This window comes from Flavobacterium xizangense (assembly GCF_054075145.1).
Genome location: NZ_JBSIPG010000007.1, coordinates 105565 through 119609, shown reverse-complemented (window position 1 = coordinate 119609; position 14045 = coordinate 105565). Strand labels below are relative to the sequence as shown.

16 protein-coding genes and 1 tRNA gene are annotated in these 14045 nt (G+C 33.7%); 9 read left to right on the top strand and 8 right to left on the bottom strand.

Features of this window, described 5'->3' with window-relative positions:
• Window position 1: 1 nt before the first annotated feature.
• The 3 genes from ACWA1B_RS16330 to ACWA1B_RS16320 are packed head-to-tail and all read left to right on the top strand — an operon-like array spanning window position 2 to window position 1692.
• On the top strand, window positions 2–598 hold the full coding sequence (locus tag ACWA1B_RS16330; protein ID WP_456908667.1) for a hypothetical protein: 597 nt from the start codon (window positions 2–4) through the stop codon (window positions 596–598).
• Window positions 599–600: 2 nt separating this feature from the next.
• The gene (locus tag ACWA1B_RS16325) at window positions 601–1068 is read left to right on the top strand and encodes a M15 family metallopeptidase (RefSeq protein WP_456908665.1); all 468 of its coding nucleotides are present in this window, start codon (window positions 601–603) and stop codon (window positions 1066–1068) included.
• Between the two features lie 3 nt (window positions 1069–1071).
• Complete coding sequence (locus ACWA1B_RS16320) at window positions 1072–1692, top strand: hypothetical protein (RefSeq protein WP_456908663.1); 621 nt, start codon at window positions 1072–1074, stop codon at window positions 1690–1692.
• Window positions 1693–1723: 31 nt separating this feature from the next.
• Here the strand turns inward: ACWA1B_RS16320 and ACWA1B_RS16315 are convergent, their stop codons facing one another.
• A complete protein-coding gene (locus ACWA1B_RS16315) occupies window positions 1724–2944 on the bottom strand; it encodes a hypothetical protein (RefSeq protein ID WP_456908661.1) in 1221 nt (406 codons plus the stop codon).
• A gap of 110 nt (window positions 2945–3054) precedes the next feature.
• Window positions 3055–3128, bottom strand: a tRNA-Met gene (locus tag ACWA1B_RS16310).
• A 153-nt stretch (window positions 3129–3281) separates the two neighbouring features.
• Here ACWA1B_RS16310 and ACWA1B_RS16305 point away from each other — a divergent pair.
• Both ACWA1B_RS16305 and ACWA1B_RS16300 read left to right on the top strand, forming a co-directional pair.
• Window positions 3282–3674, top strand: a complete 393-nt coding sequence (locus tag ACWA1B_RS16305; protein WP_026727620.1) for an START-like domain-containing protein — start codon at window positions 3282–3284, stop codon at window positions 3672–3674.
• Between the two features lie 54 nt (window positions 3675–3728).
• The gene (locus ACWA1B_RS16300; protein ID WP_456908659.1) at window positions 3729–4565 is read left to right on the top strand and encodes an aminotransferase class IV; all 837 of its coding nucleotides are present in this window, start codon (window positions 3729–3731) and stop codon (window positions 4563–4565) included.
• Here ACWA1B_RS16300 and ACWA1B_RS16295 read toward each other — a convergent pair.
• From ACWA1B_RS16295 to ACWA1B_RS16270, 6 genes are all read right to left on the bottom strand, one after another.
• On the bottom strand, window positions 4562–5122 hold the full coding sequence (locus ACWA1B_RS16295; protein ID WP_026727618.1) for a YqgE/AlgH family protein: 561 nt from the start codon (window positions 5120–5122) through the stop codon (window positions 4562–4564). The genes ACWA1B_RS16300 and ACWA1B_RS16295 overlap by 4 nt on opposite strands.
• 128 nt (window positions 5123–5250) lie before the next feature.
• Complete coding sequence (locus ACWA1B_RS16290) at window positions 5251–5523, bottom strand: HU family DNA-binding protein (protein ID WP_012022249.1); 273 nt, start codon at window positions 5521–5523, stop codon at window positions 5251–5253.
• A 180-nt stretch (window positions 5524–5703) separates the two neighbouring features.
• On the bottom strand, window positions 5704–6651 hold the full coding sequence (gene fmt, locus ACWA1B_RS16285) for a methionyl-tRNA formyltransferase (RefSeq protein ID WP_456908656.1): 948 nt from the start codon (window positions 6649–6651) through the stop codon (window positions 5704–5706).
• On the bottom strand, window positions 6651–8546 hold the full coding sequence (locus tag ACWA1B_RS16280) for a RecQ family ATP-dependent DNA helicase (RefSeq protein ID WP_456908654.1): 1896 nt from the start codon (window positions 8544–8546) through the stop codon (window positions 6651–6653). Before ACWA1B_RS16280 ends, fmt begins: the two co-directional genes overlap by 1 nt.
• A 65-nt stretch (window positions 8547–8611) precedes the next feature.
• Window positions 8612–9145 carry an AAA family ATPase gene (locus ACWA1B_RS16275; RefSeq protein ID WP_035649762.1) on the bottom strand — a complete coding sequence of 178 codons (534 nt, stop codon included), beginning with the start codon at window positions 9143–9145 and terminating at the stop codon, window positions 8612–8614.
• Between the two features lie 236 nt (window positions 9146–9381).
• Window positions 9382–10299: an alpha/beta hydrolase family protein gene (locus ACWA1B_RS16270; RefSeq protein WP_456908652.1), complete on the bottom strand. Its 918-nt coding sequence runs from the start codon at window positions 10297–10299 to the stop codon at window positions 9382–9384.
• Between the two features lie 286 nt (window positions 10300–10585).
• On the opposite strand from ACWA1B_RS16270, the gene ACWA1B_RS16265 reads away from it, so the two are divergent.
• The 4 genes from ACWA1B_RS16265 to ACWA1B_RS16250 all read left to right on the top strand — a co-directional run bounded on the left by ACWA1B_RS16265 (window position 10586) and on the right by ACWA1B_RS16250 (window position 14044).
• Entirely contained in the window at window positions 10586–10882 is a 297-nt protein-coding gene (locus ACWA1B_RS16265; protein ID WP_035649758.1) for a DUF493 family protein, read from the top strand.
• 3 nt (window positions 10883–10885) lie between these two features.
• Window positions 10886–11605 (top strand): DUF4290 domain-containing protein, encoded by a 720-nt coding sequence (locus ACWA1B_RS16260; RefSeq protein WP_456908650.1) that lies wholly within the window; start codon window positions 10886–10888, stop codon window positions 11603–11605.
• Window positions 11606–11698: 93 nt separating this feature from the next.
• Complete coding sequence (gene murA, locus ACWA1B_RS16255) at window positions 11699–13012, top strand: UDP-N-acetylglucosamine 1-carboxyvinyltransferase (RefSeq protein WP_091497287.1); 1314 nt, start codon at window positions 11699–11701, stop codon at window positions 13010–13012.
• 153 nt (window positions 13013–13165) lie between these two features.
• The gene (locus ACWA1B_RS16250) at window positions 13166–14044 is read left to right on the top strand and encodes a cation diffusion facilitator family transporter (RefSeq protein ID WP_456908648.1); all 879 of its coding nucleotides are present in this window, start codon (window positions 13166–13168) and stop codon (window positions 14042–14044) included.
• The last annotated feature ends 1 nt before the right edge of the window (window position 14045 follow it).

Genomic DNA, 14045 nt, shown 5'->3' with positions numbered 1-14045 from the left:
TATGGAATTAATTACCTACTTAAACTATTTGGCAAAACCACTAATTGCTGCTAAAAAAATTACTACAACAACAAAAGGAGCTGTGATTTCAATACCTGCTCTTGCGCTTATGTCTACGTTTCATATTGAGAAACAAGTTTTGCTGTTTTTGAGCGGCTTAATAATCGTTGACTTTGTCACAGGAATATTGGTTTCTTTTAAAGAGGCAAAAATAGCTGCAAAAGCGAAAGGGCAATTTGCGACTAAGGAAACTACTAGCCAACGATTTTTTGCAAGGCTATTGTTTAAAATAAAGTTTTATTACGATGTGATTGAAAGCGGAAAATTACGCCTTTCGCTGTTGAAAATGACAATGTACATGTTTGCGATAATTGGAGCAAAAACAATTCAAAGCATGTTTAAGATAAAACCGTTCGGGTTTTCTTTTTCTGATGCTGAATGGACTATTACAATAGTTGTAATGTGTATCTGCTGTGTTTTTGAAATTCACTCAATTGTAATCGAAAATGTGAAAAGTTTAGGTTATGATTTGATTGATAAAATATTTTCTGTTTTCAGATCGTATAAGGAAATTAAAAAGGAATTTAAAGAAGAATAATCATGATATCACAAGCTAGATTAAAAGAAAAATACGGTATTCCAAATAAAACCGGTGCTGGTTATTTGGTTACAATTGATTTGCCTTATCCAATGTTTTTAAATTGGGCAACTGCAACTTATGTTACAAAAATGAGCTGTCATAAATTAGTAGCTGATAAGTTGAAAGCGATATTTAAAGAAATTTTAGAAGTGTATGGTATCGATGAAATTAAAAGACTTCAAATTGATGATTTTGGAGGTTGTTTTAATTATAGATTAATGAGAGGTGGTTCTGAGCTTTCAGTTCATTCTTGGGGTTGTGCAGTAGATTTAGATCCTGATAGGAATTTATTAAAAGAAACTTCTAAAACAGCAAGATTTGCGAGACCTGAATATAAAAAGATGATTGATATCTTTTATAAACACGGTTTTGAAAGTTTGGGACGTGAAAAAAATTATGATTGGATGCATTTTCAGGTAAAAGATTAAATTATGATAACGTTACAATTAATACTCAAAAATATAAGATTGGTTTTTATCCTGTTCCTGGCAATTGCGGTTGTTTGGTTTTACAAGGATTATAAGTTTCAGGAATCTGAAAACACCAGGCAAACAGAAAATGCGAATCAGCGCAGGAAACAAGATAGTTTGAGGTTTTCAAGTGAATTATTATCTAAAGATGAAATCAAAGATTATCTGCTATATGAAAATTCAGAACTGAAAAATAAGTTAGCAAAATCCGGAATAAATGAAAGCAGGATTCAAAGTATCATTTCGCAAACTTTAAAATATCGTGATACCACAAAACGAGAAACTGATGTATCCGGATTAGTTGATGCGATCAAAAACAATATTCCAAAAGAACAAAGCTGGATTGATACAACAAAATGTATAACTATAAAAGGAATTGTTTCTTTTGATGGTCAAAAATTAAAAGTTGCTGTGAATGATCGGCAATTTAATAATAAGTCTGATGCTGTTGCTTATTGGGAGCGAAGGGAGTGGAGTTTTTTAGGAATTAAAACCCGATTTTTAGGAAAGAAGCAATTCACTTCGAAAGTGTTTGATGAGTGTGGCGAAAGCAGGACAATGAAAATTGAGAAGAAACAATAAAAAAAGCGATCGTTATTGATCGCTTTTCTGTTTATGCAAATTTATTTCGAAGTGTTTTAAGTCTGTCAAACTGACGATCTTTTTCTCCAACAGCATAATGTTGTTCTAGCATTTTAGTTGATTTAAAGTTACCCATTCTCATAGCATCATTCATTGAAAGCAAAGCAACTGTTTCATCTAAGTTCAAATGTTTTAAACTGTAGAAATCAGCTGTAATATCTAATTTATCTTTCACGTGTGTTTTCCATCTCCTACGAATTTGATCTCTTCTGATTTGTTTTTCTCCAGGTATCAATCCAACTGAGAAAACGAAGTCAGTTTTTTTGCCTCCAAAAATTGCTTTTTGCCAGTATGGAAGTGCAATGTCTTTTATGATACGTTCAACCCACGTATATTGAGGGCCTTTCTTAATTAGAACTTTATATTTCTGATTGACTAAATCAACATCTGATATTTTTACGCTCATCAGCTCAGTTATACGGCCTCCAGAATGAAAGAATATAATCATAAATAGCCAAAATGAAGGATGATTTAACTTCAAATGATCGTTTACTTTTTTTCTTTCCTCTTCAGTTAATGTTTCACGAATGTTTTTTATTGCTGCTTTCTTCCTGATGTCTTTTATAATGTTGCTGTCTACTGCTTCATAATCTAGCAACTCATTATATAGTATAGAAAGATATGTTCGGTACTTATTGAACTTGTGAGCTGAGAACTTGCCATCTTTTCGCTCCAGATTATCAATTATGAATCTAAAGTGTTTACGTTTTACCTCTGCAATTGGTAACTCATCAAATCTAAGCTCCGTTGCTGATCTTTTTATATGGACCAAAATTAACCGGATATCATCTTTTGAGCTTTTGGCAACATCAATATTCTGATAAGCCAGATCTAATGCAATTAAAAAAGGTGTTTCTGGACAAATACTGTCCAATTCTGGCTGAACCTCTTTTATGGGTTCGATCATGAATTTTTTAGTAATTGGATTGTATCCTTTCTCTTCTAAAAGCTTGGGAATTTCTTCGAGCCACGTTTTAATAACTCCTTTTCGTTCTTCTAAAGTCTTGAAACGATTTAATTTCTTCCTGAAGGGAAAGCCTTTTGGATACTTTTCTTTGAATAAAGGATCATAAAATTTGCATTCAACATACCAGTCAAGCTTTAAAGACTTCTGTGATGTTAATGTTTTCCAGTTTTCCGGATGCACCCATATTTCAGAGTAAGAGCAATTGAATAATAGATTTTTTGCCATGATGTAATTACTTTAGGGTTGTCGGTAGGGTTGCCGATTTACTGTAATTACTAGCCGTAAGAGTTTTAAAAAAAGTCCGAAACCCTAATTGGGATGGGTTTCGGAACTTGTAGCGAGGACGGGAGTTGAACCCGTGACCTCAGGGTTATGAATCCTGCGCTCTAACCAACTGAGCTACCTCGCCTGGACTACAAGTGGAATGATTTCCTCATTGCGGGTGCAAAGATAAAAATAATATTAAAGCATACAAGCATAAAGTGAAGAAAAAAAAATATTTTTAAAAACGCATTGTTTTTGGACATATATTCTTATATTTCGAAAAAATTAAACGCAGCACATGGATTCAAAAATACGTTACGAAATCGAGTTCCCGATCAATTCTTCGCCGCAATTATTGTATCAATATATATCAACGCCTTCAGGTTTGTCAGAATGGTTTGCAGACAATGTAAATTCAAGAGGCGAATTTTTTACCTTTATTTGGAATGACTCACAGGAAAAAGCACGTTTAGCATCAAAAAAAACGGGTGAAAAAGTAAAATTCAAATGGGTTGATGAAAGCAGTAAGGATACAGAGTATTTTTTTGAACTTCATATCTTAGTTGATGAATTAACTAAAGACGTATCTTTAATGGTAGTTGATTTTGCTGAAAAAGAAGAAGTAGGAGAGGCTAAACAATTGTGGGAGAATCAAATCTCAGACCTGAAACATCTTATAGGTTCTGTTTAGTATAAAACTATTTTATGCCTTATATTTGCCCTGAACAAAATTCAGGGTTTTTTTATGATCAATTTTAACGGAAACGTAACGCAGGAAGAAAATATATTAACTCAAAATCGCGCCTTTTTATACGGAGACGGCGTTTTTGAAACAGTGAAGATTTTAAACAATAAAATTTTATTTCTGGAAGATCATTATTTCCGCTTGATGGCTTCGATGCGTGTGGTTCGAATGGAAATTCCAATGAATTTTACCATGGAGTATTTTGAAGAACAAATTTTAAAGCTTGTTCAGGAAAAAAATATTTCTAATTCAGCAAGAGCTAGAATAACTGTTTATAGAAATGATGGAGGGTTATATTTACCAAAAACAAATGAAGTTTCGTTTTTAATTCATGCAATGCCGCTTGAAGGTACTTTGTATGTTGTAAATACGACTGAATATGAAGTTGATCTATATAAAGACTTCTATGTGACTAAACAATTGTTATCGTCGATTAAAACGACTAATAAGATGATTAATGTAACAGGAAGTGTTTTTGCTCATGAGAATGGCTTGGCTAACTGCATTTTAGTAAATGATACAAAAAATGTAGTCGAAGCTCTTCAGGGAAATTTATTCATGCTTACAGGAAAGAAATTGATCACTCCTCCAATTTCTGAAGGATGTTTGAACGGAATTATGCGCAAGCAAATTTTGGCCATAGCTAAAAAAATAGAAGGAATAGAAATTTCTGAAGAAATAATTTCACCGTTCGATCTTCAAAAAGCCGACGAATTATTTCTGACAAATGTAATCATGGGAATACAACCGATAACTAAATATCGAAAAAAAGATTTTACAAGCAATCTGGCTCATTTATTAGTGCAGAAACTAAATGAATCCATATCTGAAAATTAATTCAGATATGGGTTTTCTGGTGCGTTTGACCAAATAAGATAATCACCTCCAAGCTCAATGATTTGTTCTTTCCAAAAGTGAGTGGTCGATTTTCCGATAATTTTGTTTTTGTAATTATTATCGGCAATGATCCACGAGTTTCCCTGCATTTCATTTTCAAGCTGATTCTCATCCCAACCGGTATAACCCAAGAAAAAACGAATATTATTTTTACTGATAGATCCGTCGTTTATTAAGTCTTTCGTGGATTCAAAATCACCACCCCAATAAATTCCATTAGAAATCTCGACACTATTCGGGATCAGTTCAGGAATATTGTGAATGAAATACAGATTGTCCTGTTCTACAGGACCTCCGTTGTATATTTTAAAGTTCGCATCAATCTCTGGGATTAAATCATTAATAGTATATTTTAAAGGCTTATTAATGATAAATCCAATTGATCCTTCCTTGTTATGGTCTGCTAATAAAATTACCGATCTGTTAAAAGATAAATCTCCAATTATTGAAGGCTCGGCAATAAGCAGGTGTCCTTTTTTTAATTTTTCTGAAATCATACGGCTACAATTTTTATTAAATTTAGTCATAAAATTTCGAACTGCCCAAAAAAAATCGTTAAACCGCACAAAAAAACCCTCCATAAGGAGGGTTTTAATTATATTATAAGTTTAGAGAACTTTCTTACTTAGTTCACTGCTCCTTCTAATTCAGCTCCTGCTTTGAATTTTACTACATTTTTAGCTGCAATTTTGATAGTTTTTCCAGTTTGTGGATTTCTACCGTCTCTAGCAGCTCTAGCAGATACTGACCAAGATCCGAAACCTACTAATGAAATTCTTCCTCCTTTTTTCAAAGTAGTTCCTACATTTCCTAAAAATGACTCTAAAGCTAATTTTGCCGCAGCTTTTGTAATTCCTGCATCAGCAGCGATAGCATCGATTAATTCTGATTTGTTCATAATAATTAGTTATTAATTGTTGGTTAAAAAAAATTGTTAATACACAAATTTAGTAGGAAATCCGTTGCGTGCAAGTCTTTTCTTTAATTTTAGCAATAATTGTTAATAACTTGCTTTTTTTGTTCATAAAGCATGTTGTTTATCGACTAAAATCAGGTAGAAACCCCTGTTTTACTGACCTTAATACATCTTGGCGTCATCAGAAAAAGTGATGCCGTTTAAGATTTCTGCTGCCTGCATTCTCTTTTTTCCTGGAAATTGCAAACTCAAAAGCTGAATGAAGCCGTCTTTTACTGCAATTTTGATTTCTTTTTTACTGCTGATTAGTTTTCCAGATTCATGTGAATGTGTTTCTAAAACTAATTTGGCATCGTAAATTTTAATATTTAATTCCTCATTTTTATCTTTCAAAAAACACCAAGACGCAGGATATGGACTTAAACCGCGAATTAAATTATTGATTTCGTTACCCGATTTAGTCCAGTCAATTTTACAGTTTTCTTTGTTTAGTTTGTATGCTGTTTTGATTTCGTCATTCTCTTCCTGAATTGTTGTGGTAACATTTCCGTTTTCAATAACTTTCAAAGTGTCAATTACAGTTGTGCTTCCTAAATTCATTAAACGGTCGTGCAATTGTCCGGCATTTTCTGTCGGCTCAATTGCAATTTCCGAATTTAGAATCATTGCTCCAGTGTCAATTTTATCATCAATAAAGAATGTCGTAACTCCAGTTTTAGTTTCTCCGTTAATAATAGCCCAGTTGATTGGCGCTGCTCCACGATAATTTGGAAGCAATGAAGCATGAAGATTAAAAGTTCCTAAACTTGGCATTTCCCAAACCACTTTTGGCAACATTCTAAAAGCAACCACAATTTGCAAATTCGCATTCAACGCTTTTAATTCGGCTAAAAAATTCTCGTCTTTTAAATTGGTTGGCTGTAATAAAGTAAGATTGTTTTCTAAAGCGTATTCTTTAACAGCTGAATATTTTATTTTTTGTCCGCGTCCTGCTGGTTTATCAGCAGCTGTAATAACACCAACAACTTCGTAATTGTTTTTTATGATGGTATCCAAAATGCCAACAGCAAATTCTGGAGTTCCCATAAATATAATTCGTAATTTTTCCATTATGTTTTTAAAGTGTATTTATTGTTTGCTAAAATAACGATATGATTGTTTTCTAATAATTCCTGAAGAACTAAAATCACATCTTTGGCGTCTAGTTTTATTTGACTTTGAATTTCGCGTGAAGTTAAGGCAGTTGCTTTTAATAAGTGCAGAATTTTATCAGCAATAGAATCGGCTTCGGTAATTTTTCCTTTTTGTGTAATGCAATACGAACAAACGCCGCAATTCGATTTTGTTTCTTCTCCAAAATAATCCAAAACCAATCTATTCTTGCACGTTTTGTCTTCTTTTATATAATAGAGTACAGACGAAAGCTGATCGCGTTTTAGTTTATTTTGTTTTTCCAGATATTTTGAAACCCTATTTATTGTCAAATCATCTTCGCGTACTTCATTAAATAAAATTGTTGCGTCGTTGTTTTTAGATTTATATTCAATAATATCTTTTTCTTTTAATTTTTCTAAAAGCGCCGTTACTTGTTCTTCTGTATGATTTGATTTTTTAGCAATCAGCGAAAGATTAAGTGGTGTTTTCATTTCATGAACTCCTGGATAAGTTCTTAAAATGGCCAAAAGAATTTCTTCATCATTTGGATTCAGACTCATATATCGAATGACTTCTTTCGACTCAATTAAAAATTGAATTGTAACTTTTTCCGAAAACTCCTGAGACATTGTAATAATTCCCTGTTGATTTAAAAACTGTAAAGCATTATAAGTTTTTAAAGTTGGAAAATCATATTTATGGCAGAAATGATTCATTTTAAAAGAAAAAGAATCGTCTAAACCTTCGCCATAAGCAATCTGGAAATAATTGCAAAGTTTGACATACATCGTTTTTAGAAAATTTTTATCTGGCAGCACATTTATAAATTGCTGTTCTGTTTGGTTTGCATCAGAATTATTGAATAATAGTACAGAAAATGCTTTTTCGCCATTTCTTCCCGCGCGTCCAGATTCCTGATAATAATTTTCTAAGTTTTCAGGAAGTTGTGTGTGAATAACTGTTTTTACGTTGTCTTTGTCGATTCCCATTCCAAAAGCATTTGTGGCCACAATAACCTGCGCTTGTTCCGACATCCACAATTGCATGTTTTTATCTTTTTCCTGAGATGAAAGTCCGCCATGATAATAGGTTGCTCTAAATCCTAATGATTGCAATTGGGTTGACATATTCAGGCACGATTTCCTATTTCGCACGTATATAATAGACGGCTGTGGATTTTTCTTTAAAATCTGTTCAACACGATACAATTTGTCTTCAACTTCAAAAACCATGTAAGCAATGTTTTTTCTTTCAAAAGATTGTTGAAAAAGTTTGGTGTCTTTTAATCCCAATTCACTTTTAATATCTTCAACAACTCTTGGCGTTGCCGTTGCTGTTAAAGCCAAAAAAGGAATTTTAGGAAAGAATTTTTTAAGCTCGGAAATTTTTAAATATGCAGGCCTAAAATCGTGGCCCCATTGCGAAACACAATGCGCTTCGTCAATAGCAATTAAATTGATAGGAAGATTTTTGATGCGTTCTAAAATCCAATCTGATTGTAAACGCTCCGGAGAAAGATAGAGGAATTTATAATTTCCGAATTGGCAATTATCCAGAAGATCAATGATTTCTTCAGTATGAATACCGCCGGTAAGAGCAATGGCTTTTATATCTCTTTTTTGAAGATTTGCCACCTGATCTTTCATCAAAGCGATCAAAGGCGAAATAACTAAACAAATTCCTTCACGCATCATGGCTGGAACCTGAAAACAAATTGATTTTCCGCCTCCGGTTGGCAGCAGTGCAAAAGTATCTTGCCCTTCTAAAACCGATTCAATAATTTCTTTTTGAAGCGGTCTGAAACTTTCGTGTTTCCAGTATTTTAAAAGAATTTCTTGTGCTTCCTGCATGGCCAAAGTGTTAAAGTTAAAAATTTAGAAATCAGTTTCTAGTTTTGCAACTTTAAACTTACTGCCTAAATTTTATCTAAGATATAAAGAATTCTGTTTTCAACCGTATCTTTTGGAACTTCAATTAAATCGTACCCATATTTTTTATACGTTTCAATAAGATGCTTTTGAATTTCAAGTGCCTGTTCAAAATTTTCATAACGCTCTGTGTCGCTCTGATAAATCTCTTCCCAAGGTGGTAAAATAAAAGTTTTAGAATATTTGTAATCCTCGCAAGCTTTAGTGAAATTCTCCGGATATTCGTCGCCAATATAATCCATATAAGCTACAACATCAGGAATTCCTCGGTCAATAAAAACTACATTATCAGGTTCTTGCGCAGCGTTTTTAAATTGCTGGATGCGTCCTTCTAATAACATTTCGCTAAATAATAATGGCTGTTCCAAGAACAATTGCTCGATGCCTCTTTTTTGAGCTTCGAGTGTAACTTCTCTAGAAATTTCAGGGTAACAACAGTAGCCACGAGCTACTAATTCGTTTATCAGCGTAGATTTTCCTGTACCAGGACCGCCAAGGAGAACTATGATTTCTTTTTGCACTATTCTAAAAATAAAGGGCAAATTTACCTAAACTTATTCATAATTAAAAAGAATATTTATCAGAAGCGAAAAATTTGGCATTTTGGAAGCTATTGTTTGTGGCAACTGGACTGAAGTCCAGCTCTACAATATGTGTTATTCCTGCGGAATTAAATTGTGAAAAGAGCCAAAGGCTCGGTAAATATTGTAGGGCTGGACTTCAGTCCAGTCTGTTTTAAGTTTGAGACGATTGAAGTTTACTCACAAAACAAATACTTCCCTGAATCCTTCCCTTTTTTATTAGAAGGAATAATCAAATGTGATTCAAATCTCTTTCCTTTCAAAACATCATTCACAAAATCCAAAACATATTGTTGTCCTTGGTGAAAAAGATAACCAGAGAATTCATGTCCGCCACCGCAGAAAGTAATCAATTCAACATCTTTGTGTAAATCATTCATTTGATTGTAAACCGCATAAGAGCCAAAAAGGATCAGCCAACCTGAAGCATTTGTTGGACACGAGCGATGTGAGCCCGCGCTGTACGGAACCGTATCGTCATTATTTCCGTGCGCCAGTAACATCGGAATTGCTTTTTCTTTCGTAATCAAATTAATATCCTGAATAGCGCCCGAACCACCTATGAAACCTTTGTATTTGAAGTTTTCCGGCAAATTGCTTTTGTATAAATTCATCAATTTATAATCCCAAAACGAAGCATGGAAACCAATTTCGGCACCAGCACTAATTCCGGAAATAAAGATTTTTGAAGTATCAAGATTGTATTTGTCGGCGTTTTCGATTAAAAAACCAGTTGCTTGCCACATATCACTTACACCAATCTGAATTGCTTTTATCTTTTCGGTTAAAGTTCCTTTGCATCCAAAATCTTTTCCCTTCATATATAAACTGTACGAAATGCTGGCAACCGCATAGCCATTTTGCGCCATAAACATCCCGAATTCTTTTTCGCTGGTACGTTCTCCGCCAGAAAATCCTCCACCAAAAGCAAACATAATCAATGGAATTTTTTCGTTAGATTTTTTCTTTGGCAGATATAAATCTAAATCCAGTTTTAGAGTGTCATTTTGGAAATAAGTTAAGGTTTTGATTTCTTGTGCTTGACTATCGTAAAAAGTGAAAAATGTAAAAAGTAAGAAGATGATTTTTTTCATTGTGATCTGTTTTAATCTCGCAATCCCGATAATTATTGGGAGCAAATTGGCAAAGTATTTCAAATATAAACGTTTGCTACGAATTTCACGAATTTATCCAAATTTAAATTTTAGAAACAATCAGAAATTAGTGAAATTTAATGAAAAGATTTACAGCAATATAATTAACGTTAATTAGTGAAATTCGTGGCGAAAAAAAGACTATATTTTCAATGGAAAAAATCTAAAATCTAAAATCTAAAATCTGAAATCAAAAACGTATATTTGCCTTTATTTTTAATTACGAATGGAGAACGATAAAGAAAAAAATACAGCCGAATTTTACGAAAGATTAAAATTAGAGCTTGACAACGCAAACACTTGGCCTGCAGAATATTTATATAAATTCATTGTGCCATCTGTAGCAGATAATGTAGAGCGTGTTGAAAAAGCTTTTGACAGAATGGGGGCAGTTATTAAAACAACAAAATCTAAAACAGGTAAATTTACCAGCGTTTCTGTTGATGTTACGATGCACAGCTCAGATGATGTGATTAGTAAATACAAAGAAGTTTCTACAATAGAAGGTATAGTTTCATTATAACTTATGATCGAAAAATATAAAAAAGAAGCCGCAAGTGACGTTGTTTATAATTTGGAATACAATTCTGAAAGGCAACGTTTGATTATTCCGGAGTATGGTCGTCATTTACAAAAATTGATAGACCAGGCTACTGCAATTGAAGATGATGAAACGCGAAACAAAGCGGCGAAATATATCATTCAGGTTATGGGAAGCTTGAATCCGCATTTGCGTGATGTGCCGGATTTTCAGCATAAATTATGGGATCAGCTTTTTATTATGTCTGATTTCAAATTAAATGTTGAATCTCCTTACCCAATTCCATCAAGAGATGTTTTGCAGTTGAAACCAGATGCATTACAGTATCCGCAAAATTTTCCAAAATACAGATTTTATGGAAATAACATCAAGTATATGATTGATGTGGCCAATAAATGGGAAGAAGGTGAAATGAAAAATGCCTTAGTTTTAGTTATTGCAAATCATATGAAAAAATCGTTTTTGAGCTGGAATAAAGACACTGTAAAAGACGATGTGATTTTTGAACATTTGTATGAATTGTCAGGAGGAAAAATCAATTTATTACAAAGCACAGAAGAGCTTTTGAATACAACTGACTTGATGCGTACCAACAAACGTGTGTCAAATAAAACGACTACGGGTGGACAACCAAAAATTCAAAGCAATAAAAACAACAATAAAGGCGGAAAAAAACCTTTTCAAAAAAACAATAATCAGAAATAAAAAAGGGACTAAGATGCGAAGGGACTAAGATATTAAGATTTTTTTAGCTTAGAACCTCAGAATCTCAGAACCTCAGAACCTTAACAAAGATCTATGGGAATTTTTAAAATCGAAGGAGGAACTCCTTTAAAAGGAGAAATCACTCCGCAAGGAGCAAAAAATGAGGCATTACAAATTTTATGTGCCGTGCTTCTAACAGGAGAGAAAGTAAAAATTAATAACATTCCTGATATTATAGACATCAATAAATTAATCACTTTGTTGGGTAATTTAGGTGTGAAAATTCAACGCAACGAACCAGGTTCGATTACTTTTCAAGCTGACGAAGTTAACGTTGGATATTTAGAAACTGAAGCTTTCAAAAAAGAAGGTGGAGCACTTCGTGGTTCTATTATGATTGTTGGGCCTCTTTTGGCTCGTTTCGGAAAAGGATATATTCCAAAACCAGGAGGAGATAAAATTGGTCGCCGTAGATTAGATACTCACTTTGAAGGTTTTATTAACCTTGGAGCAAAATTCAGATACAACAGAGAAGATCATTTTTATGGAGTAGAATCTCCAGAAGAAGGATTGCAAGGAACAGATATGCTTTTAGACGAAGCTTCTGTAACTGGAACTGCAAATATTGTAATGGCTGCAGTTTTAGCAAAAGGAAAAACTACAGTTTACAACGCTGCTTGTGAGCCATATTTACAGCAATTGTGTAAAATGTTGAACTCTATGGGAGCAAAAATCACAGGGGTTGGATCTAACTTATTGACTATCGAAGGTGTTGAAAGTCTTGGTGGTTGCGAGCACAGAATTCTTCCTGATATGATCGAAATCGGTTCTTGGATTGGTCTTGCGGCTATGACAAAAAGCGAAATCACAATTAAAAATGTAAGCTGGGAAAATTTAGGTTTGATTCCAAATACTTTTAGAAAACTTGGAATTACAATCGAAAAACGTAACGACGATATTTACATTCCGGCTCACAAAGATGGATATGAAGTTAAAACAGATATCGACGGTTCTATTCTAACAATTGCCGATGCGCCGTGGCCAGGATTTACGCCTGACTTATTAAGTATCGTTTTAGTTGTGGCTACACAAGCAAAAGGCGATGTTTTGATTCACCAAAAAATGTTTGAAAGCCGTTTGTTCTTCGTGGATAAACTAATCGATATGGGAGCAAAAATCATGTTATGTGATCCGCATAGAGCTGTGGTTATGGGACATAATTTTGAATCTCAATTAAAAGCAACAACAATGTCATCTCCTGATATTCGTGCGGGGATTTCATTATTGATTGCTGCTCTTTCTGCTAAAGGAACAAGCACAATTCAAAACATCGAACAAATCGACCGTGGATATGAGCGTATCGACGAGCGTTTAAGAGCAATTGGTGCTAAAATCGTTAGAGCGTAATGAGATATAGCCAAGAATTCACGAATTACACAAAATTTAAATTTTTAAAATTTTATTGCACGAATTTTATTTAAAAACTTAATTGTAATAAAAGACAGCTCTAAATTCTAAATTTCGTTTAATTCGCGAATTCGTGGCGAAAAAATAGTCTAAATGACAAATGAACAAAAAGCTATAAAAGCTACTATTTTTAGTATAATAGGAAATGCCTGCCTGGCCCTTATAAAAGGTCTCGCAGGTTTTTTTGGCAATTCTTATGCCTTGATTGCAGATGCAATCGAATCGACAACAGATATATTCGCGTCTTTTTTGGTGCTCTTCGGAATCAAATATTCGAATAAACCTGCTGATGAAAATCATCCTTATGGTCATGGCCGTGCAGAACCCTTAATTACTTTTTTGGTTGTAGGGTTTTTGATTACCTCGGCAACTATTATTGGATACGAAAGTATTGCTAATATTGGTACTTCACATGCTTTACCCAAATCTTGGACTTTGTATGTTTTAGGTGCAATTATTATCTGGAAAGAATACTCTTTTCGTTTGGTAATGAAACGAAGCAAACAGACAAATAGTTCCTCTTTAGCAGCGGATGCCTGGCACCATCGAAGTGATGCCATAACTTCCGTTGCAGCATTTATCGGAATTTCATTTGCCCTCATTATGGGAAAAGGTTATGAATCGGCAGATGATTGGGCTGCGCTTTTTGCAGCATTTTTTATTTTATATAACAGCTACAAAATTTTCAGACCTGCACTTGGCGAAATTATGGATGAAAATTTAAATGACGATTTAGTAGAAGAAATTCGTGTTGTAGCCCTTATGGTTCCCGGAATTCTTGGTACTGAAAAATGTTTTATTAGAAAGGCAGGAATGCGTTATCACGTTGATCTTCACGCAATAGTTTCGGCAAGTATTTCTGTAAAAGAAGGACATGATTTATCGCATAAACTACAAGATACTTTAAAAGAACAGATTCCGCAGTTAGGAAATGTTTTGATACATATTGAACCGGATGATTATCATTCTTAGA